General features: G+C 74.5%; 17 protein-coding genes and 1 riboswitch. Of the genes, 6 read left to right on the forward strand and 11 right to left on the reverse strand.

Annotation, left to right across the window (positions count from 1 at the left end):
* Window positions 1–35: 35 nt before the first annotated feature.
* Window positions 36–746, forward strand: coding sequence for a DUF4142 domain-containing protein (locus AB0J12_RS17720; protein ID WP_363265211.1), 711 nt, complete (start codon window positions 36–38; stop codon window positions 744–746).
* Between the two features lie 35 nt (window positions 747–781).
* Here AB0J12_RS17720 and AB0J12_RS17725 read toward each other — a convergent pair whose 3' ends face one another.
* Complete coding sequence (locus tag AB0J12_RS17725) at window positions 782–2,425, reverse strand: glycoside hydrolase family 13 protein (protein ID WP_363265212.1); 1,644 nt, start codon at window positions 2,423–2,425, stop codon at window positions 782–784.
* Between the two features lie 83 nt (window positions 2,426–2,508).
* Entirely contained in the window at window positions 2,509–2,868 is a 360-nt protein-coding gene (locus AB0J12_RS17730) for a metalloregulator ArsR/SmtB family transcription factor (protein ID WP_363265213.1), read from the reverse strand.
* A gap of 77 nt (window positions 2,869–2,945) precedes the next feature.
* Window positions 2,946–3,131: riboswitch (cobalamin riboswitch) on the forward strand.
* A 27-nt stretch (window positions 3,132–3,158) separates the two neighbouring features.
* On the opposite strand from AB0J12_RS17730, the gene AB0J12_RS17735 reads away from it, so the two are divergent.
* The gene (locus AB0J12_RS17735) at window positions 3,159–4,262 is read left to right on the forward strand and encodes a HoxN/HupN/NixA family nickel/cobalt transporter (RefSeq protein WP_363265214.1); all 1,104 of its coding nucleotides are present in this window, start codon (window positions 3,159–3,161) and stop codon (window positions 4,260–4,262) included.
* Here the strand turns inward: AB0J12_RS17735 and AB0J12_RS17740 are convergent.
* Complete coding sequence (locus AB0J12_RS17740) at window positions 4,259–5,224, reverse strand: nucleoside hydrolase (protein WP_363265215.1); 966 nt, start codon at window positions 5,222–5,224, stop codon at window positions 4,259–4,261. The two genes, AB0J12_RS17735 and AB0J12_RS17740, sit on opposite strands and share 4 nt — an antisense overlap.
* Before the next feature lie 45 nt (window positions 5,225–5,269).
* Window positions 5,270–6,550 (reverse strand): threonine--tRNA ligase, encoded by a 1,281-nt coding sequence (thrS, locus tag AB0J12_RS17745; RefSeq protein ID WP_363265216.1) that lies wholly within the window; start codon window positions 6,548–6,550, stop codon window positions 5,270–5,272.
* Window positions 6,551–6,746: 196 nt separating this feature from the next.
* Between thrS and AB0J12_RS17750 the strand changes: the two genes are divergently transcribed.
* Window positions 6,747–7,526 carry a hypothetical protein gene (locus AB0J12_RS17750; protein ID WP_363265217.1) on the forward strand — a complete coding sequence of 260 codons (780 nt, stop codon included), beginning with the start codon at window positions 6,747–6,749 and terminating at the stop codon, window positions 7,524–7,526.
* Window positions 7,527–7,593: 67 nt separating this feature from the next.
* Here the strand turns inward: AB0J12_RS17750 and AB0J12_RS17755 are convergent, their stop codons facing one another.
* Window positions 7,594–8,976, reverse strand: coding sequence for a helix-turn-helix domain-containing protein (locus AB0J12_RS17755; RefSeq protein ID WP_363265218.1), 1,383 nt, complete (start codon window positions 8,974–8,976; stop codon window positions 7,594–7,596).
* 82 nt (window positions 8,977–9,058) lie between these two features.
* On the opposite strand from AB0J12_RS17755, the gene AB0J12_RS17760 reads away from it, so the two are divergent.
* The gene (locus AB0J12_RS17760; protein WP_363265219.1) at window positions 9,059–9,331 is read left to right on the forward strand and encodes a hypothetical protein; all 273 of its coding nucleotides are present in this window, start codon (window positions 9,059–9,061) and stop codon (window positions 9,329–9,331) included.
* 22 nt (window positions 9,332–9,353) lie between these two features.
* On the opposite strand, the gene AB0J12_RS17765 is transcribed toward AB0J12_RS17760, so the two are convergent.
* The 5 genes from AB0J12_RS17765 to AB0J12_RS17785 all read right to left on the reverse strand — a co-directional run bounded on the left by AB0J12_RS17765 (window position 9,354) and on the right by AB0J12_RS17785 (window position 16,366).
* Complete coding sequence (locus tag AB0J12_RS17765; protein WP_363265220.1) at window positions 9,354–10,754, reverse strand: extracellular solute-binding protein; 1,401 nt, start codon at window positions 10,752–10,754, stop codon at window positions 9,354–9,356.
* Window positions 10,751–13,303 carry a substrate-binding domain-containing protein gene (locus AB0J12_RS17770; protein WP_363265221.1) on the reverse strand — a complete coding sequence of 851 codons (2,553 nt, stop codon included), beginning with the start codon at window positions 13,301–13,303 and terminating at the stop codon, window positions 10,751–10,753. The genes AB0J12_RS17765 and AB0J12_RS17770 overlap by 4 nt, the downstream gene beginning before the upstream one ends.
* Window positions 13,304–13,307: 4 nt before the next feature.
* The gene (locus AB0J12_RS17775) at window positions 13,308–13,664 is read right to left on the reverse strand and encodes a hypothetical protein (RefSeq protein ID WP_363265222.1); all 357 of its coding nucleotides are present in this window, start codon (window positions 13,662–13,664) and stop codon (window positions 13,308–13,310) included.
* Window positions 13,665–13,741: 77 nt separating this feature from the next.
* Window positions 13,742–14,821: a hypothetical protein gene (locus AB0J12_RS17780; protein WP_363265223.1), complete on the reverse strand. Its 1,080-nt coding sequence runs from the start codon at window positions 14,819–14,821 to the stop codon at window positions 13,742–13,744.
* Window positions 14,822–15,058: 237 nt separating this feature from the next.
* Complete coding sequence (locus tag AB0J12_RS17785) at window positions 15,059–16,366, reverse strand: PP2C family protein-serine/threonine phosphatase (protein WP_363265224.1); 1,308 nt, start codon at window positions 16,364–16,366, stop codon at window positions 15,059–15,061.
* 129 nt (window positions 16,367–16,495) lie between these two features.
* Between AB0J12_RS17785 and AB0J12_RS17790 the strand changes: the two genes are divergently transcribed.
* Window positions 16,496–16,984, forward strand: a complete 489-nt coding sequence (locus AB0J12_RS17790) for a hypothetical protein (RefSeq protein WP_363265225.1) — start codon at window positions 16,496–16,498, stop codon at window positions 16,982–16,984.
* Between the two features lie 321 nt (window positions 16,985–17,305).
* On the forward strand, window positions 17,306–18,190 hold the full coding sequence (locus tag AB0J12_RS17795) for a hypothetical protein (protein ID WP_363265226.1): 885 nt from the start codon (window positions 17,306–17,308) through the stop codon (window positions 18,188–18,190).
* Between the two features lie 557 nt (window positions 18,191–18,747).
* Here AB0J12_RS17795 and AB0J12_RS17800 read toward each other — a convergent pair.
* Complete coding sequence (locus tag AB0J12_RS17800) at window positions 18,748–20,082, reverse strand: PLP-dependent aminotransferase family protein (protein ID WP_363265227.1); 1,335 nt, start codon at window positions 20,080–20,082, stop codon at window positions 18,748–18,750.
* Window positions 20,083–20,135: the final 53 nt, after the last annotated feature.

Raw genomic sequence — 20,135 nt, forward strand, 5'->3', positions numbered from 1 at the left:
TGCGACTCTCGCGGAAAGCGACGGGAACCCTCTTCATGGGCGGAGCCCTCGGTCTGACCCTCGTTGCGCTCGCTTATCCGGCCATGCTCGGCGTGCAGACGGTGTCCAGCGACACCTCACGGGTGATCGCCAACACTCAGTGGGGGCCGCTCACCGAGGGGGACCGGGACTTCGTGGTGAAGGTGCGCGCGGCCGGTCTGTGGGAGTACCCCGTGGGCCAGATGGCCCTGAAGAAGAGCACCGACAAGGCGGTCCTCACGGCCGGGCGGCACCTGATCGACGGGCACGCGGCGCTGGACACCACCTGCCGCAGGGTCGCGCCCATGCTGAACATCACCCTGCCCAACCTGCCCAGCCCGCAGCAGCAGGGCTTCATCGCCACCCTCAACGCGGACAGCGGCCGGCAGTTCGACTCCGACTTCGCCAACATCCTGCGCATCACGCACGGCTCGATCTTCAACACGATCGCGAAGATCCGCTCCACGACGAAGAACACGCTGGTGCGCGCGCTGGCCGACCAGGCCAACGACACCGTCCTCGACCACATCACGGTCATGGAGAAGACCGGCCTGGTCAACTTCGACCAGGCCCTCTTCCAGCAGACCGCCCCGCCGAAGCTGCCCTCGAACGACGTCACCCCGCCGCCCCCGCCCGGGGGCCAGCCGCAGGTCGTCCTCACCCCGCCCCCGACCGCGACGGCCACCCCGGTCCCGCTGCCCGGCGACCCGTCCCCGACGGTGCGCTAGGACCCGCGACGCCGGGATGATCCAGACCTCAGGGCCTAACCCAGCCAGACCGTGGTGTCCGGGCCGAGCCGGCCGTCCTCCAGCGGGGCGCCGGCGAGCAGGACCTCGCCGGCCGGCAGGGGTACCGCGCGCTCCGACAGGTTGACGACGCACCGCCAGCCCTCCGACCGGGTGAAGGCGAGCACACCGTCCGGGACGTCCTCGGCCCACCGCAGCTCCTCGCCCTGCGCCAGCTTGCGGCGCAGCTTCAGCGCGGCCCGGTACAGCTCCAGCGTCGAGCCCTCCGTGCCGTCCTGCGCCTGCACGGCGTACGACGCGAAGGACGGCGGCTGCGGCAGCCAGGCGCCGCCCGCCCCGAAGCCGTACGACGGGCCGCTCACCGTCCACGGCAGCGGCACCCGGCAGCCGTCGCGGCCCTTGCGGACATGGCCCGTCTGCTCCCAGATCGGGTCCTGGAGGACCTCGGCCGGCAGCTCGGCGACCTCGGGCAGCCCCAGCTCCTCGCCCTGGTAGAGGTACGACGAGCCGGGCAGCGCCAGCATCAGCAGCGTCGCGGCGCGGGCCCGGCGCAGCCCGGCCGCCGGGTCGATCCGGGGCGCGTGCCCGCCGGACAGCAGCCAGGCGTTGTCGTCGGTGCCCGGTGGCAGCATCAGCCGGGAGGCGTGCCGCACGACGTCGTGGTTGGACAGCACCCAGGTGGCGGTGGCGCCGACGGCACGGGCGCCGGCCAGCGACGCGGTGATGACCTCGCGCAGCGCGTCCGCGTGCCAGGGAGCCTGCAGGAACTCGAAGTTGAACGCCTGCCCCAGCTCGTCCGGCCGGGCGTACAGCGCGCGGCGCTCCCCCGGCACCCATGCCTCGGCGATGGCCGCGCGGGGCGGGGAGTAGGCGTCGAGCAGGCGGCGCCAGTCCCGGTAAATCTCGTGCACCTCGTCGCGGTCGTAGAAGGGGTGGCTGCCCGGGGGCAGCACCGTCAGGGCCGCCTCGTCGCTCAGCTCGGGTGCGCCGAGGTCGCGCAGCGGCTCGCTCAGGTCCTTGGCCAGGGCGTGGGCGACGTCCACGCGGAAGCCGTCCACGCCCCGGTCGGCCCAGAAGCGCAGGGTGGCGCGCAGGTCGGCGCGTACCTCCTCGTCGGCCCAGTTCAGGTCGGGCTGCTCGCGGGCGAACAGATGCAGGTACCACTGCCCGTCCGGCACCCGCTCCCAGGCGCTGCCGCCGAACACCGACTGCCAGTCCGAGGGCGGCAGCTCCCCGTGGACGCCGCGGCCGTCCCGGAAGACGTACCGCTCGCGGGCGCGCGAACCCGGCCCGGCGCGCAGGGCCTCCTGGAACCAGGTGTGCTGGTGCGAGGTGTGGTTGGGGACGATGTCGACGACGACCTTCAGGCCCAGCCGGTGCGCCTCGGCGACGAGCGCGTCGAAGTCGTCCAGGGTGCCCAGGCGCGGGTCGACGGCACGGTGGTCGGCGACGTCGTAGCCGCCGTCGGCGAGTTCGGAGGGGTAGAACGGGCTCAGCCACAGCGCGTCGACGCCGAGCGCGGCCAGGTGGGTCAGGCGGTCGGTGATCCCGCGCAGGTCGCCGAGACCGTCGCCGTCGGCGTCGGCGAAGCTGCGGGGGTAGACCTGGTAGACGACGGCCTGCCGCCACCAGTCGGGGTCGCGGGAGGAGAGATCGGGCACGCGGTCTCCGTTCGCCGGTTCGGGCACGACAGTGAGATGACTGTCCACTTCACCCCGCAAGGGAACGTGCCCGTGTGCGCGGGTCAGGCGCCGTCGGCGGTGCACCGCGCGAGCAGGGTCCGCACGTCCGGGTCGACCACCCGGTAACGGACCACCCGGCCCTGCTTCTCGCCCGCCACCGTCCCGGACGCCCGCAGCAGCCGCAGGGCCTGCGACACGGCGGGGTCGTTCATGCCCGTCGCGATCGCCAGGTCGGACACCGCGAGGGGGCCGGTGCGGTGCAGGGCGAGCAGGAGAGCGAGCCGGTTGGGGTCGGCGAGCAGCGAGAAGCGGTCGGCCCAGGCACGCACGTGGGCGGCGTCGCCGATGGCCGCGATGGCGTCACAGACACGGTGACCGTCGATGGTGCGGCGGTCGGCGCGGTCGGGGGGCACGAGGTGCATGCCCGCATTCTCCCGCCCCGATTGTGATCTTGCATACCTGCACAGCTGTGCAGCTATGCAGAAGACCCTCGGCCCCCCTACCGTGGGCGGGCCGTGGTGTTCGGGAAGCCGGTGGGAAACCGGCGCGGCCCTCGCCACTGTGATCGGGGAGTTCTCGTCCCGTCCGGCTCACGCCGGGCCACTGGTCGTGCGACCGGGAAGGCAGGGACGGCGGACGCACCACCTCGTCAGCCAGGAGACCGGCCACGGCAGCTCACGAAGAGATCCACGAGGTGCTGGAGCGTGACCGGATGACCTTGCCCGACCCTGCCCCGACGACGACCGCGAAGGCCACCTTCACATGGCGCCGCGAGGACACCGTGAAGACCGCCGGGCTGATGGCCGCCATCGCCGCCCTGCACGTCGTCGCCTTCGGGATCCTCTTCCTCCTCGTGGTACCCGGCCACTACGAGGTCGGCACCAAGGCCTTCGGCATCGGCCTCGGCGTCACCGCCTACACCCTGGGCGTGCGGCACGCCTTCGACGCCGACCACATCGCCGCCATCGACAACACCACCCGCAAGCTCATGGCCGACGGCAAACGCCCGGTGTCCGTCGGCTTCTGGTTCGCGCTCGGCCACTCCAGCGTGGTGATCGTCCTCGCGGTGATGATCGCGGGCGGCACCCAGCTCGCCGACCGGGTCACCGACGAGGGGTCCACCACCCACCAGGTGCTCGGCTTCCTCGGCACGACCGTGGCCGGTACCTTCCTGTACCTCATCGCCGCCCTCAACCTGGTCGCCCTGTTCGGCATCCTGAAGGTGTTCCGGTCGATGCGGGCGGGCACGTACGACGAGTCCGAGCTGGAGCGGCACCTGGACTCGCGCGGGTTCATGAACCGCTTCCTCGGCCGCCTCACCCGCTCGATCTCCCGGCCGGGCCAGATGTACCCGCTCGGCTTCCTCTTCGGCCTCGGCTTCGAGACCGCCACCGAGGTCACCCTGATGGTGATGGCCGGCTCGGGCGCGGCCGCCGGACTGCCCTGGTACGCCATCCTGTGCCTGCCGCTGCTGTTCACGGCCGGCATGTGCCTGTTCGACACCCTGGACGGCACGTTCATGAACTTCGCCTACCAGTGGGCGTTCTCCCATCCGGTCCGCAAGGTGTTCTACAACCTCGCCATCACCGGCCTGTCCATCGCCGTCGCGTTCGTCATCGGCACCATCGAGCTGGTCGGCGTGCTGCACGACAAGTTCGGCCTGAGCGACGGCGTCACCGGCTGGATCGCCGGGATCGACCTGGACAGCGTCGGCTATCTCATCGTCGGCCTGTTCGTCCTGGTGTGGGCGGTGGCGCTGACGTACTGGAGGCTGGCCAGGGTGGAGGAACGCTGGGCGGCCTCCGCCGCCGATTAACGCTCGACGGTCTCCAGGTACAGCTTCACGTACCGGTCGACGTCGACCTCCAGCGCCACGTCCACCAGGGGCTGTTCGCGGGCGCCCTCGTGGATCTCGGACTCGCCGGGGCGCGGGCGCCGGTCGACGACCGTCTGCCCCCGGCCAGGACCCGGGGCCAGGGACACCTCCACCGGCAGCAGCCGCGTCGTCAGGCCCGCCGGATCGGCGACCGCGCACACCGCGCCCGCGTCGCCGAGGCCGCCCGCCTCCTCCGCCTCGGGCTCGCCGCCCTGCGTGGTCGGCCGGTGGGCCAGCAGGTCACCGGCCAGCCGGGTCCCGGGCTCACTGCTCGCCCGCATCCGGTGCACATCGCTGCCCGGCACCACGACCCGCATGAACACGTCCAGGCCGTACATGGTGATCGGCACCCCCGCGGTCAGCAGGATCGCCGCGGCCTCCGGGTCGTGCCAGACGTTGAACTCCGCGACCGGCGTGGCGTTGCCGGTGGTGACCGCGCCGCCCATGAAGACGATCCGCTCGATGTTGCGGGTCACCTCCGGATGGGTGCGCAGCAGCAGCGCGATGTTCGTCAGCGGCGCCGTCGGGATCAGGGTCACCGGCCGCTCGCTCGCGAGGATCTCCCGCCGCAGCAGCGTCACCGCGTCGACGTCGGCGGGCCGGCGGGCCGGCGCGGGCAGCCCCAGATCGCCCATGCCGTCGTGGCCGTGCACATGCCGGGCCGAACGCGCCGGCTCGATCAACGGCCGCTCGGCACCCCGCCCCACCGGGATCTGCGGCGCCCCCGCCTGCTCCAGCACGGTCAGCGTGTTGCGTACGACCCCGTCGACGTCCGTGTTCCCGGCGACACACGTCACCGCGCGCAGATCCAGACCGGGATGACGTACCGCGAACAGCAGGGCGAGGGCGTCGTCGACACCGGTATCGCAGTCGATGATCACGGGGATGGGTTGACCGGCCACCAGGAGCTCCTTCCGTCGTCCCCCGACGATAAGCGCCCCGGCGGCTCAGCCCCACAGCTCCATCCCGCGCGCCCCGACCACCTCCGCCACCCGCCGCACCAGCTCCGCCACGGGCACCTGCCCCGCCCGCCGCCCGTCCCGCAGCCGCAGCGACACCTCCCCGGCCGCGTCCTCCCGCGCACCGATCACCGCCTGGTACGGCACCAGCCGCGCCGCCCGGATCCGCGCCCCCAGGCTCCCCTCGACCGCGACGTCGGCCCGCAGTCCGGCGGCCTCCGCCCGCTCCACGACCTCCCGGGCCCGCCCCTCCTGCTCCGCCGACACCGGCAGCACGACCAGCTGCACGGGCGCCAGCCAGGCGGGAAAGGCACCGCCGTGCTGTTCGAGCAGGTGCGCGACCACCCGCTCGACACTGCCGATGACACTGCGGTGCACCATCACGGGCCGGTGCCTGGCCCCGTCCGCGCCGACGTACGACAGGCCGAACCGCTCCGGCTGATGGAGGTCGATCTGCACGGTCGACAGGGTCGACTCCCGCCCCGCCGCATCGGCCACCTGCACATCGATCTTCGGCCCGTAGAACGCGGCCTCGCCGGCGGCCTCCTCGTGGTCGATCCCGTCCAGTACCTCCCGGAGCATGCCGGTGGCGCGCCGCCACAACTCGGGGTCGGCGACGTACTTGCCGCCCTCCCCGGGCAGCGACAGCCGGTACCGGGCGCCCCGGATGCCGAGGTCGGCATGGGCGCGGGCGATCAGCTCCACAGCGGCGCGGGCCTCGCCGACGGCCTGGTCGAGGGTGCAGAAGATGTGCGCGTCGTTCAGCTGAATGGCCCGCACCCGGGTGAGACCCCCCAGCACCCCGGACAGCTCGGACCGGTACATGCCGCCCAACTCGGCCAGCCGGTACGGCAGTTCCCGGTAGCTGCGGGACCGTGACCGGTAGACGAGCGCATGATGCGGACACAGACTGGGCCGCAGCACGACCTCCTCCGCCCCCAGCCGCATCGGCGGGAACATGTCGTCGCGGTACAGCTCCCAGTGCCCGGAGATCTCGTACAGCTCCCGTTTGCCGAGAACGGGCGAGTACACGTGCCGGTAGCCGGCGGCGCGCTCCACGTCCCGGACATAACTCTCCAGGGTGTGCCGCACGACGGCCCCGTCGGGCAGCCAGTACGGCAGTCCCGCCCCGATCAGCGGGTCGGTGCCGAACAGGTCCAGTTCGCGGCCGAGACGGCGGTGGTCGTGCATGGCAGGCTCCTTCTCCTGGAACGGAGCGAGCCCCCGCACGCGAAACCCCGGGGCGCCCGCCCCGGGGTTTCGCGACATCGGTCAGCTGTCAGCGCGCCGGGACACTCTCCGGCGTCGTCGTGGACACGGCCTGTACGCGCTGCATACGACGACGGTACCCAAGCGCACCTCCCCCCGCGAGCGTTTTTGTCGCCCGGACGGTCCTGTGCGCTGGTCGCCCGGCGATCACGGTGCTGACCTGGACCTACGCACCCCGCCCCGCCCAGGAGCCCCGATGCCCCGACCTCCGCTCCCCGCAGCCCTGACGCTCGCCGCCGCCACCCTCCTGACCGCCACCGCCTGCTCGGGCCGCTACTTCGACATGGAGGAGGGCCCCACCTCCGCCCCCACCACCGCGTCGTCTGCCACCCGCTCCGCGCCGGCCTCCCCCACCACCGCCCCCGCGCTCACCGCCGCGCAGGCCCAGGCGGTCCTGATCACCGACACCGACCTCGGCCCGGGGTGGACGCCCACGCGGGGCGCGGCGACCTGGCGGGACGGCATGCTGAAGACGACGGGCGCACCCGGCGACTGCGCCCGCTTCCTGGACGCCCTGTACTCCGACGCCCTCCTCGGCTCCCCGGCCCGCGCGCTCGTCGGCCTCGACGACACCGACACCGGAGCCCAACTGCGCTACCAGGTCTCGGCCCAGCCGCGCGCCGACGTCGACCGGACGCTGGCGTGGCTCGCGACGGTGCCGCAGAGATGCGCGCACTTCACGGCGGCGACGGCACGGGGCGTGGCCCAGGACGTCCAGATCTCCACCGCCTCCCTGCCCCCGGTCGGGGACGCGAGGCAAGGCCTGCGCGTCACGGTGACGGCCCCACCGGCCGAGGACACGGAGGAGCCGACGGTCCTCACCCTCGACGTAGCGGCGGTCCGCCAGGGCACCGACGCGTTCACCTTGACCAACGGCGGCCTCTCGGACGTCCCCTCCGATGCGACCCAGGCAGCGGTCCAACTGGGAGCACTGCGCCTCGCGGAGGTCCGCAAACAGGGCCGAGCACAGGTGTGATCGACCCGGCGTCACGCGCCACGGCGTTGTCCCGGTCCACCACGCACCCGCAGACGAAAACACCACCTCACCCCGCCGGAGCCACCCACGTCGTCGTGCCCAGCGCAGCCCGGTGCCCCAGCCCCGTCCGATACGCGTCCAGCGCCGCCTCCACCCGCCCCGTACGCCGCAGCAGATCCCCCAGCAACCGGCACAGATCCGCCAGATCCCCCGCCGCCCCCGCCCGCTCCAGCAGACTCAGCGCCCGCACATAGTGCTCCTCCGCCGCCTCACTGTCCCGCGCGTCCTCCGCGATGATCCCCAGCAACCGATGCGCGGCAGCGGCATGCACGGCCCCCCGCTCGCTGGACAGTTCCCCCAGCACCCCCCGCAACAGCGCCGCCGCCTCCTCCGACCGTCCCCGCCGGTGCAGCACGTCCGCCAGTTCCACGGCGACCTGGCTGCTGTACAGCCCGGCCCGCCCCGCCGTCAGCATGGCCCGCGCCTCGCGCAACTCCGCCTCGGCCCGTTCCAGTTGCCCGTTCTGCGCGCAGACGTATCCCCGCATCCAGTGGCAGTGGGCCAGCTCGGTCCGGATCTGCAGCTGCCGGTACAGCTCGGCCGCCCTGGCCAGCGAGGCGTCCGCCTCGGCGAGCCGCCCCTCCGCGAGCATCGTCCGCGCCACGGACCGGTGCATCCGCGCCACGAGCGCCGGATCGTCCACCCGCGGCGCCAGCGCCAGCGCGAACTCCGCGGCCTGCGCGGCCCGCACCTGTGCCCCGAGGTCCATGTACGGCCCGATGGCCGACGCGTACAGCAGCAGCAGCGCGTCCGGGTCGTGCAACCCACCGCGGTTCAGCTCGTCGATCGCCGACTCCAGCAGGTACACGGCGTACCGCAGCTCCCCGGCGAGGTAGTGCGTCACCGCCCGCCCCCGCACGGCGGGCACCCGCGCCGGCAGCGGCGCGTCCGCGAGCCGCGCCTCGGCCCGCTCGAAGCATCCGCGGGCCGCCGTGAGATCCCCGGTGTCGATCCCGCACTCCCCGAGCCCGAGCAGCGCCCCGGCCTCCACCTCGGCGATCCCGTGCTCCTCCGCCTGAGCCAGCAGCGCCGCGTACTGCGCCGCCGCCGCCTCCGCGTCCCCGCCGACCAGAGTGCGCTGCGCCTCGGTGAGCCGCAGCCGCAGATCGGTGACGAGCCGGGCGGACCGCCCGGTCGCCAGCTCCTCGAAGCCGACGCCGAGCCGCTCGGCGAGATACCGCAGGGCCGCGTCGGACGGCCGCACCCGCCCGGCCTCCAGCGTGGAGATGTACGCCGGGGTGTACGTGGGCTCGGCCAGCTGCCGCTGCGTCAGCCCCCTCCGGCTCCGCAACCGCTGCACGCGCCGCCCGATGACCTCGGGCGCATCCCGCTCCCGCGCCCCGCCACCGGCACCGCCGCCACCACCGGACCCGCCATCCGAGACACCCATCCCGACCCCCAACTCCCCCGGTCCCTCTTGCCGTTGGCTTCCGGCACCCCCTAGGTTAAACGGCGTATTAAACCCACTTAACATGCGACTGTCATCGCCCGCCGCTGTCACCGCCCGCCGCTGCGAGGTTGCCGTGCACGTCCGCCCCTCCGCACGCCACGACCAGTCCTCCCCGCTCCCCACCCAGCTCACCCATGCCCGCCTGCGGCCGCCCGGCACGACGCCCGTCACCCGGGGCGTCGTCGCGGCCGTCCTCGCCGTCGCGGCCCTGGTCACGGCGGCCAACGCCTGCCCGGCGAAGGCGGCGTCCCATCCCACCACCACGGTGCAGCCCCGCTGGCCGGGCCACCCCTAGACACCCGTCGCAGACCCCCACCTCAGTGGGGCAGCTCCCGCTTCAGCGCCCGGTTCAGCGACTCCGCCAGTTCCTGGTCGCTCGGCGTCTGCGCGCCCCCGCCCCGCGGCCCCACGTCGTACAGCGGGCCCAGGGTGGTGATCAGCGTGCGGGACACCGCGCCGTACAGGGGTGTGCGCGGACGCTGCACGGCCTCCCGCAGGGCCGGCAGCAGGATCTGCCGGCGGTAGCTGAGGCCGCCGAGCCGGTCCGGAGGCGTCCGGCCGGGGCTCTCGCCGGTCGGGGACGCCGACGGCGTCTCCGCGTACACCGGCGCGTGCGTGCACGTCGCGCCGTCCTCGTAGGCGGACGTCCGTGTCGCCGCGAACCCGGCGCGCAGCAGGCAGCGTTCGCTGTCGGGGCCGGTGAGGAAGCGGATCAGGTCGTACGCGTGCGCCGCCCGCTCGCCGGACGTCGTCGACGTGACCGCCAGGTCCTGCCCGCCCAGCACCGCCTTGCCCGGCAGCCGCGTCACCCCGAGGTCGTCCTTGAACGTCCCGTACAGCGTCGGGTACACGTACGGCCAGTGCCGCAGGAACGTCGTACGGCCCTGCGCGAAGTCGTCGAGCGAGCGCGCCTCGTCGGACTCGTAGGCGTCCCGCAGCGTGTACGCCGTGCCGGTGCGCCGGCGCAGTTCGCCGATCCCGGCCGCGAGCTGCTCCTCGTCCCCCAGGTAGCGCCCCTTGGAGTCGGTGAGCCGGACGTCGTCGCCCCACGCCGACGCGAACGCCTCGACGGCGTTGACGGTCCGCCCCTCGTAGCCGTCGAGCTGGGTGGTCCACCCGGCCTCGTACCCCGTCGGCCGCTTGCGGTTGAGCGCCTCGATCAGCTCCCGCAGCTCGTCCCAGCTGACGCTGGTGCCCAGATCGCTGCGCCCGCTGACCGCCGCCAGATGGTCCCGCCGGTAGTACAGCAGCCCGACGTCGCTGTTGAACGGCACCGCGTAGCGCTCGTCGTCCCACCGGGAGGTGGCGTCCACGGACGGCACCAGGTCGGACGTGCGCTCCACGGCGCTGTCCGGCAGCGGCTGGATCAGCCGGGCCGCGGCGAACTCCGGCACCCAGGTCACGTCCAGGTTGACCACGTCGTACGACGCACTGCCCGACTGCAGCGCGCCGAGCAGCTGGCTGCGCTGCGCGTCGGCGGAGCCGGGCAGTTCCACCAGCCGGGCCCGGTAGCCGTCGGCGGGCTGCGTGCGGTTCCACGCGTCGATCAGCTGCTGCCTTATGCCGCCCTTGCCGGTGACGTCCCGCCCGCTGGCGACCACGATCCAGCGGGACGACGACGAGGACCCGGGCGTCGCGCCGTCGTCCGGGCCGGCCGTGCCGGTGCAGGCCGCCACGGCCAGCAGCGTCAGCACGGCGGCGATCCGTCGCAGTCTCATTCCTCCCCCGTCCCGGTCCGCGCGACCTCGTCGTGCAGCGCCGCCCCCAGGTCGTCCCCCGGGTCCAGGCAGCGCCCCGAACTCGCCGCGGCGATCCGCGCGTCGGGCCGGCCGCCGTCGCAGCCGCCGTTGGCCAGCGACACCATGACGACCGGTACCCGCGCCGTGCGCGCCCGCTTCAGGACGTCGTCGAGGTTGCGTCCGGTCAGCCGGTTGTCGTCCTCGTCGTCGGTGAGATAGACGATCAGCTGCGGCCGCTGGTCGTCGGTGCCGCGCCCGTGCAGGAACTCCAGCGCGTCCAGCAGCGCCGCGTGCGGGTCGGCCTCGGCGTCGCGCACCCTGGCCGGTCCGCCGGGGTCGAGGGCGCGGACGCCGTCGGCGCGCCGGTGGGTGCCGAACGGCAGCAGCTCGCTGTGGGTGGGCCCCGGGGTGCCGGCCACCGCCCACACGCCGTACTCGTCCCGGTCGCCGAGCCCGCCCAGGGACTGCTTGAGCAGGCCGGGCCCGCCGCTGGGCCCCTCCCACAGCCCGGCCATGGAGCCGGAGCTGTCGAGCAGGAACAGCACCTGCCCGGGGCCGCCCGCGCTGCGGTAGCGCTCCAGCGCCGCGTTCATCGCGGTCGGTTCGGCGGCATCGCGCGGGGCGCCGGGGTCGGTCAGCACGCCCGGTGCGGCCTTGCCCGGGCCGAGCAGGCGGTGCGGGGCGCCGGCGGACCGGAAGCCGTAGTCGCCGAGGACCTTGCGGCCGCCCTCGCCGCCGAGCCAGGCGTGGAACCGCTGTACGGCCTCGTCCCGGGCCTTCGCGTCCCGGTCGCCGTCCTCCCAGCGCACCCGTACGAACGTCGGCTGCAGCGCGGGCACGTCGTCGGGGTACTGCGCGACGCGCTGGGCGCGCACCATCTCCGAAGCGCAGCCGACGCCGCTCTTGAGCAGGAACTCGGGGGCGAGCACGGCGGTGCGCCGGTCCTGGGCGGGGTCGTAGGGCAGCGAGCACAGCAGCTCACCGGCGGTCGGCGCGGGCGACCCGCTCTGCCGCACGGTCCGTTCGACGGCCCGGGTGTCGCCCCCGCGGGCATACAGCCCCATCGTGGCCAGGAGCGCGGTGTCGGTGAACTCGGGGTCGGGCCGCAGGACCTGGGCCCGGCCGCCGCGCGCCTCGAAGCGGGCGACCAGAGCGGCCAGCCCGCCGCCGGGCGCTGATCCCTGCTGTTGCGCCGAACCGCCCGGCACCGCGAGCACCACCGGTGAGTAGGCCAACGGCTCTCCCAGCTGCTCCACATGGGCGAAGACCCGTCCCTCCTGTCCCGCGGTCACCCGGGTGACGTCGGCGGGGGAGGCCGGGATCCACACGTCCGGCTGCGGGCCGACGTCGCGCTGCGGATCGTCGTCGTCGCGCGGCTGCTGCCAGGCGTCGGTGCGGTCCCGCAGGGCTGCGACCGCGTCGGCGGCGCCCGCGCTGTCGACGGTGATGCCGGTGCGGCGGCAGCCGTCGCCGGTGTCGGAGGCGAGGTAGGCGTCGGCGGCCGCGGTCAGGGCCGGCTCCAGGTCGGGGTCGGTCAGCACGCGCAGTTCCAGCGGTGGGGCGCAGGGGGCGCCGTCGTCGACCAGCACCGCCACGGCGTAGCCCCCGGCGGCCGTGGCGGCGAGGGCGAGCAGCAGGATCAGCCACAGGCGCAGCCGGCGCCGCAGCCGGGCCACCGTTTCATGCCAGAGGGCCGCGAGCGCCTGTAACGCGCGCCGCCGGAAGGACTCCGGCTCATGGCGGGGTACCGGTTCGCGTGCGACCGCCCGCATCAGCACGTCCTGCCCGGGTTCCCACGCCGCCTGCGGGTCCTGGTGGTCGCCGGCCCCGGTGGGGACCCGCGCCTTGCCCATCCGCTCCTTCAGCGCGGCGTACAGCTCGGTCAGCCACAGTTCGTCACCGCTGCCGGCACCCCCCGTCCCGCTCTTCTCCAGGACGCGGACCAGGTGCCGGGTGAAGGGGGTGGCCCGGTTGCCGCCGCCGGGGTGGATGAGCCGGTTGGCCTGCACGCTCATCAGCAGCAGGATCTTCTGCCGTTCGCGCGGCTCGAAGCGGTGCCACACGCCGGCGGCGTTGCCGGCGTAGCAGCAGTCGAGGATCACCACGATCCGCTCGGCGCTGCTGGCGGCCAGCACCGCGAGCACCTCGGTCAGCGGGACGGCGCCGGGGAACACGTCGTGCCGGCCCCGTGCCACGCGCGCGTTGCGCATCTGCAGGAAGAGTTCGTCCCCGGCGGCGGTGACGATGCCGTGCCCGGCGAAGTAGAGCAGCAGCAGCCCGCGCGCGTCCCGCGCGACCCGGTGCAGGGCGGCCGCGAACTCGTCGTGGGCCGGCGAGACGCACGGCACGACCTCCCCCTCGCGGAAGAGCCCGCCGCGGTAGAGGGCCTCGGTGAGGGTGGTGCGGTTGTAGCGGACGGCGGGCAGCTGTCCGGGCACGCCGTCCGGGGCGTCGGCCCTGGTGTGGTCGTACTCGGACACGCCGACGATGAGCGCCCGGTTGGCCGTCCCCCGTGGGTCGAAGCTCACCGGTCTAGTCCTCGTCGGAGTCCAGTGGCTCGACCCGTGTCCTCGGCGGTTCGCCGTCCTCGACGCGCCGGCGGTTGGCCTGCCAGACCCTGACTGCACGCGCGGTGTACTCGGCCAGCGCGGCGACCGTGGTGACGTCCCCGGCGATGCGGAGAGCGATCTCCCACACGGAGCCCATGTGCTCCTCGGCCGCGTCCGTGCTGGGCCGCACCTCGATGTGCAGCGTTCCCCGGCGCACCAGGTCCTGGAGCGGCTGTTCCTGTTCCAGCCACGCCTGAAGCGCTCCCGCGTCGGTTCTGCTCGCGCTCGCGTCCAAACTGACCCGCACGCCCGCCCCGGCCACTGCGTCCCCCTCAGCCATGTGCCTCATCATGACACCGGCTCAGGTGGTGAAGGGAGACCTTGGACGGACCTCGCGCACTCGGTGTGCGCGGCCGCTCACACCCGGGTAGGCGACTGGGGGCGGCCGTCCAACTGCCGCAGCTGGCCCAGAACATGATCCAGTGCGCCCTCCCGCCGTCCCGGCACCCGGCCCCGCACCTCGGCGAGCGCCGCTCCGAGGTCCCGCGCCCGGTCCGCGTCGCGGATCGACGCCCACTGGTGGTGCGCGCGGTCCACCGCGGCCTCCACCGCGGGCGCGTCGGGTGCCTGCCCGGCGGCTAGCCGCGCCACGGCGACGGCGAGCCAGGTCCGGCAGCTGCGCACCGGGTCCCCGGCGAACATCGCGAGGTCGGCGCGGACCTCCGTCCAGTGCAGCGCCTCGTCGGAGCCGGGGCCGTGGGCCCGCCGGGCGGCCTGTTCCCACTGCGCGGCGAGCGCGTCGGCGTCGGCGTGCCGTCCTTCGCGCACGGCGGTGCTGAGCGCCACGTGCGGGTCGGTGGGGGCCGGTCCGGGCGCGCTCAGCACCAGGTCGTGCGGGGAACCGTCCGCGGCGATCCGGGCCAGCGCCTGCTCGTGCAGCTGCGGCAGCGGCGGCCGCCGCCCGCTGCGCAGGATCGTCGCGACGGCCTTCATGTACGCGGGTGCCGCCACGCTGCGCCGGCCGGGCGGCGGTGCGATGCGACCGTAAACGGCGGTGCCGCGGCCCGAGTCGAGCGGCGAGCTGCGCAGCCACTGCCAGCACTCGGCTTCTGCGTGCAGATCGACCACGAGGGTGGTGCTGCCGCCGGCCCGCAGCCGCAGCTCCTCACGGAACCAGTGCCAGGGGAAGGCGGTGTAGCGCACGCTGGCCGCGGTGGTGCGGGCCAGCGCCAGATGGGGCAGGCGCTGACGCCGGTCCAGCTGGAGCTGCCCGGTGACGAACACCGTCAGCGGCCCGGGCGCGGCCGCGGCGGCCCGCAGCCGGGTCAGCACGGCCTGCGGCTCCAGCGGGTCGGCGAGTTCGACGACGTTCGCGGTGTCCGTTCCGGCGAGCACGGCGGGCGGCACGGCGGCCAGGACGGGGAGCACGGAGGCCGCGTCCACCAGACATCCCCGCCCCACCGGCGAGGCCGCGAGCAGCAGCGCGGTTCCGGCCATCGGCCACTCCCCCCTGACGACTGTGGTGGATCACGTACGGCAGCACCGTAACGGCTGCGGGTGCAAAGGGGGACCGGGGGACGGCAGCGAGGACCTGGCCGGTGACGGGCGAGGCGACCGGGAAGGGGGTGCGGCGGCCGGACTTCGGCCGCGTGCAACGCCGGTCGGTACCGGGGTGGAGGCCCGGATTCGGTAGGCGGTCAGCCACTCGTGTCCGGCGACCCGTCCGGGGTGCGGTCAGCGTCGGCGGTGCACGGCGAAGACCGTCGTGTCGTCGTCGAGGCGGCCCCCGCAGTGGTGCAGGGTCGCGTCGCGGACATGGGTGACCAGGCGGTCCGGCTCGGCGGTGCGGGGGTCGGCCCGGACGGTGCGGGCCACGTCCTCGGCCGGCGGGTAGAAGCAGCCGGTGTCGTCCCGGGCCTCGGTCACCCCGTCGGTGACCAGCAGCAGCGTCTCGTCGGGGGACAGCGGCACACGGCGCGCGCGGGGCGGGGCGCCGGTGAGGTCGCCGAGGCCGAGCGGGAGCCCGTCGCCCTCCGGCAGCGGCCGTACGCCCGCGGGGCCCACCGCGAGCGGCGGCTCATGGCCGAAGAGGACCAGGTCGACGGCGTCGGGCGCCTCGGGCGGGAAGTCGAGCAGGACGGCCGTGGCGAAGCGGTCGGCGTCGGCGCGGCCGAGGGCGGCCGTGTGCCCGCGGTGGCGCACCATGCGGGTCTCCAGGTGCCGGGCGACCGTCAGCAGGTCCGGCTCGTGGTACGCCGCCTCCCGGAACGTGCCCAGCAGCGCGGCCGCCGCCTCCACCGCGCCGAGCCCCTTGCCCTGTACGTCGCCGAGCAGCACCCGGGTGCCGTGCGGGCCGGGCTGGATGTCGTAGAAGTCGCCGCCCATCCGGGCGTCGGTGTCCGCGGCGAGGTAGACGGCGGCGTGGTCGAGGCCGCCCCAGTGCGGGGGCAGCGGGCGCAGCACGGTACGGCGGGTGGTGTCGGCGATCTGCATCATGTGCAGCATCCGCCGCTCGTCGCGCACCCGGACCGCGCAGGCCAGCGTGGCGAGGACACCGCCGACGGTGACGAGGACGAAGTCCGCCAGACCGGCCTGGTACCGGTTCGGCCAGGCGCCGTCCACGACGACGTAGGTGATGACCGCGAGCACCGCGAAGGCGGCCGTGCCCCACACCCCGCAGATCGCCGCGGCGATGCCGGGCACCAGCACGATCCAGGAGACGATGCGGAACTCGCCGGGCGTGTTGATGTCGACGACGGCGATCGCCGCGAGCAGCAGCAGCAGCGGCAGCCAGGCCACGCTGCGGCCGCGGATCTGCAGGAGCTGGTGGCGGTGCACGACGTCCCGGCGGCGCCCGGTGCGAGGGAAGCGGGCATGACGGTCCGGGCCGGGGCTGTCCGTGGCGCCGCTGTGCATGCCTGCCGGGTGCTCGCTGTCCGTGCCGCCGCCGTGCAGGCCCGCGCCGTCCGGGTGCTCGCTGTCCGTGCCGCCGCCGTGCAGGCCCGCGCCGTCCGGGTGCTCGCTGTCCGTGCCGCCGCTCACGCACCCCAGCGAAACATGGGCCCGCGCGGCTCGCATCAGCGTCCGCCACGGGGGCACACGTCGACTTGCCGGTGGTCCCCGCCAGGTGTGCTCTGGAAGGTGGGGGCGAGGAGAGAGAGGAGCGCTCTCATGGCTCATGCGGCACCCGCGCCCGGGAGCGGCCGTACGCGCGGCTCGATCGGCACCCGCCTCGGCTCGCTCGGCGCCCGCCGGGCGCCCAACGGACTGCCCGACGTCCTCAGCGAACGGACGCACACCCTGGCGAGGTACGGCATCCCCGTCGTCCTCGGGCTCGTCTACGGCTACTGGGCCGCGGCCAACCGGCGCGACGGCGGGCCCGTCACGGGCTGGAACCTGCTGTTCGGCTTCGTCACCGCGGTCGCGTTCATCGTGCTGTGCATCGGCGTCGCCCTCTTCGCCCCGCGGCTCATGCGCGAATTGCACTCGGGCGTGAAATCGGCCTTCGCCGGCCTCGCCATCGGTTTCCTGTACAGCCAGACCGGCGACAGCATCATGCGGTCCGTGGCCCTGGGGCTGATCACCGGGGCGGCCATCTACCTCGTGTTCTTCTACCGCTACTACACACGGGAGGACGCGGAGGGCCACCGCATCCGGTGAGGCCGCCGCAGGCGCCGCGTCCTGCGCGCGCACGTGGGCCCCGGTGTGTTGCACCGGGGCCCACGTTTCCCTCATCCCTCCACTCACCGGGCGCCGGAACCCCGTTCCTGGCGTCCGGAGAGGACTCGGACGAACCGCACGCGGCGCTTCCTTCTCCCCCGTAACGGAAACGTCCGCAAGCACCAGGAAACACCCGTTCGGGTGAACCCTCCACCGGGGAGCGGAATGCCCAGCTCCAGGCGCCGTCCCGAGTTGCCGCGGGCCACCCGTACGGCCCACGCCCGCTGGCGGCGCGCACGCCGGGCGCGTTGCCTTGATTGCGTGTCGTCCCGACGTCTGCGGACCGCTCTGTCGGCCGTCCTCATAGTCCTGTCCTGCCTGCTGGTGCCGCTCGGCGCGCTGGCGGCGTGGGCGGCGTACGGCCTGACCGACACCGGGCGGTATGTCGCCACGATGGCGCCGCTGGCCGGTGATCCCGCCGTGCAGGGGCAGATCGCCGACTCCGTCGGCGAGGGCATCCTGCGGCAGGTCGACACAGGGACGGCCCAGGGCGCGATGGGGCCGTTCGTGCACGACGCGGTGCGGTCGTTCACGCAGACCGTGGCGTTCCGTGCCGCCTGGGACACGGCGAACCGGTCCGCCCACGACGCCGTGCTGCGGGCGCTGCGGGCGGACGACGACCGGGCGGTGACCGTCGACCTCGCGCCGGTCACCGCGCAGGTCAAGCGGCAGCTCGCCGAGGACCATGTGCCGCTCGCCGCGCGGATCCCCGTGCGGCACACGGAGGTCGCCCTGTTGCCGGCGGAGGATCTGTCGCGGCTGCGGAAGGGTTATGACGTGCTGGAAGTCGCGGGGTTCTGGCTGCCCGTCGCGGCCGTCGCTCTGGCCGCCGCCGGGATCGGCCTCGCCGCCTGCCGGCGGCGGGCGCTGACCGCGACGGCCCTGGGCACGGCGATGGGCGGGGCGCTGCTCGGGGGTGCGGTGGCGGTGGTGCGGCGGATGACGTTGCGGGGGTTGCCGGCGGAGGTCTCCGCGCAGGCGGCGGGGGCGGTGTACGACGCGCTGACGGAGACGTTGCGTACGGCGTCGTGGATGCTGCTGACGTTGGGGCTGACGGTGGCGGGGCTGACGTGGCTGCTGGCCCGGGCGGGGCGGAGGCGGCGGGGGGTGGCGGCGGTGGCCGAGCCGGTGGCTCCGCCGGTGTGAGTGGTTCTTCGGTTCGTCTGCGGGTGCGTTGTGGCTGGTCGCGCCCACGCGGCGGAGCCGCATGTCGAATACAGCCCCGCGCCCCTTTTGGTGCCTGCGGCGGCCCGTTGCTGTCCGGTGGCCGGTTGCGGTAGCGCCTGCGGTGCGTTGTGGGTCGGGGCCGGGGTGGGGGGTGTCCGTCCTCGGTCCGGCCGCCCGTCCGCGACGAGGGCACCCTTGCCCGGTGCCGGCCGCTGCGGGCGGACACCCCCCACCCCGTCCCCTTCCCGCCGTCGGCGGGTGCCGGCCGTCGTCGGCTTGGCGTCGAGCCGCCACACGGGGGCAGGCGCCAACCCGCGCGGCTGCGGATGGACGGCTCGTCCAGCCAACCCACGCGGCCGCGGGCGGGCAGTCCGGTCCTGCCAAGCCGCGGGCATGCGTGCCTCCCCCAAGCCCTTCGAGCAGGGGGGACCCCCAGGGCGGCACGGGTGGGCGCGGGCGGCGCCCCGTCAGCGCCGGGCTGTGCGTCCCACCCCCGGCCCGCACAAAATCGACGTGCACCGCCCAACGCCGGGGGCTCAGCCCTTCTCCTTCGGGCCCCCTCGAGCCACCTCCGCCAAGACCCTCAGTGCCCTCAGCAAATCGGGTTCCGGGGATGACGCCAGGCCGAGGCGGACCGTGTTCGGGGTCGTGCGGGACGCCACCGCGAAGGCCGTGCCCGGGGTGACGGCGATGCCGTGCGCCGCGGCCGCCGCCGTGAAGGTGTCCGCGCGCCACGGCGCCGGCAGCTCCCACCAGGCGTAACACGCCCGCGGATCCGCCCGTACCGTGAACCCCGCCAGTTCCCGCCGCACCAGTTGCTGCCGCCGTGCCGCCTCCGCCCGCTTGGCCGCGACGAGGCGGGTCACCGTCCCGTCCCCGGCCCACTGCACCGCCGCCTGGAGCGCGAAGCGCCCCGCGCTCCAGCCGCCCGCGCGCACCGCGTCGGCCACGGCGGCGACCCGGCCGGGCGGGACGACGAGGAAGCCGGCGGTCAGGCCGGGGGCGACCCGCTTGGACAGCCCGTCGACGAGGTGCACCAGCTCGGGCGCGTGCGCGGCCAGCGGCAGGGCGGGGCGGAGGAAGGACCAGATCCGGTCCTCGATCACCGGAAGGCGCAGATCGGTGATCACGTCGGCCACCTGCTCGCGGCGTTCGCCGCTCATGCTGACGGACGTCGGGTTGTGCAGCGTCGGCTGGAGGTAGAGCGCCGCCAGGGGAGTCGAGCGGTGCGCGGCGGCGATCGCGTCCGGGCGCACGCCCAGCGTGTCGGTGGACAAGGGGACGAGGGTGCGGCCCAAGCCCGCCGCGATGTCTTTGACCAGCGGGTACGTCAATTCCTCGACGCCCGCGCGGCCGCCCGGCGGGACCAGGGAGACCAGCGCGGCGGCGATGGCCTGGCGGGCGTTGCCGGTGAAGAGCACCTGCCCCGGGTCGGGCCGCCAGCCGGGCACGGCGAGCAGGTCGGCGGCGGCCGCGCGGGCCTCGGCGGTGCCGTCGGCGGCGGCCGGACGCAGCGCCTCGGTGAGCGCGCCGGGGTGCATCAGGGCGGTGAGAGCGGGGGCGAGCAGGTCTGCCTGGCCGTCGGCGACCGGGTAGTTGAGTTCCAGGTTGACCGGCGCGGCGGTGGCCTGCTCGGCGAGCGCGCGGCCGCCGGGCGCCTCGGGGGCGGCCCGGACGAACGTGCCCCGGCCGACCTCGCCCACCACCAGTCCACGCCGGACCAGTTCGCCGTACACCCGTTCCGCGGTGGACGCGGCGATTCCGTGGCGGCGGGCGAACGCCCGCTGGGGCGGAAACCGCCGGCCCGGGCTCAGCCGTCCCGCGGTGATGTCGGCAGCGATACGGTCGGCGATCCGCCGGTAGTCCTGCATGCCGCCTCTCCCGTCATTGCACCGAGGGCAAAGATTTTATTGCCCCGAGCAGT

The organism is Streptomyces sp. NPDC049915, assembly GCF_040656475.1.
GTDB lineage: Bacteria > Actinomycetota > Actinomycetes > Streptomycetales > Streptomycetaceae > Streptomyces.

What these genes read in the sequence shown, in the direction of transcription:
- AB0J12_RS17720 (WP_363265211.1), top strand. Translation starts at nt 36, where the DNA reads ATGGGCGGAGCCCTCGGTCTGACCCTCGTTGCGCTCGCTTATCCGGCC.
- AB0J12_RS17730 (WP_363265213.1), bottom strand. Translation starts at nt 2,868, where the DNA reads ATGCACCTCGTGCCCCCCGACCGCGCCGACCGCCGCACCATCGACGGT.
- AB0J12_RS17735 (WP_363265214.1), top strand. Translation starts at nt 3,159, where the DNA reads ATGACCTTGCCCGACCCTGCCCCGACGACGACCGCGAAGGCCACCTTC.
- thrS (WP_363265216.1), bottom strand. Translation starts at nt 6,550, where the DNA reads ATGTCGCGAAACCCCGGGGCGGGCGCCCCGGGGTTTCGCGTGCGGGGG.
- AB0J12_RS17750 (WP_363265217.1), top strand. Translation starts at nt 6,747, where the DNA reads ATGCCCCGACCTCCGCTCCCCGCAGCCCTGACGCTCGCCGCCGCCACC.
- AB0J12_RS17755 (WP_363265218.1), bottom strand. Translation starts at nt 8,976, where the DNA reads ATGGGTGTCTCGGATGGCGGGTCCGGTGGTGGCGGCGGTGCCGGTGGC.
- AB0J12_RS17760 (WP_363265219.1), top strand. Translation starts at nt 9,059, where the DNA reads ATGCGACTGTCATCGCCCGCCGCTGTCACCGCCCGCCGCTGCGAGGTT.
- AB0J12_RS17765 (WP_363265220.1), bottom strand. Translation starts at nt 10,754, where the DNA reads ATGAGACTGCGACGGATCGCCGCCGTGCTGACGCTGCTGGCCGTGGCG.
- AB0J12_RS17775 (WP_363265222.1), bottom strand. Translation starts at nt 13,664, where the DNA reads ATGGCTGAGGGGGACGCAGTGGCCGGGGCGGGCGTGCGGGTCAGTTTG.
- AB0J12_RS17780 (WP_363265223.1), bottom strand. Translation starts at nt 14,821, where the DNA reads ATGGCCGGAACCGCGCTGCTGCTCGCGGCCTCGCCGGTGGGGCGGGGA.
- AB0J12_RS17790 (WP_363265225.1), top strand. Translation starts at nt 16,496, where the DNA reads ATGGCTCATGCGGCACCCGCGCCCGGGAGCGGCCGTACGCGCGGCTCG.
- AB0J12_RS17800 (WP_363265227.1), bottom strand. Translation starts at nt 20,082, where the DNA reads ATGCAGGACTACCGGCGGATCGCCGACCGTATCGCTGCCGACATCACC.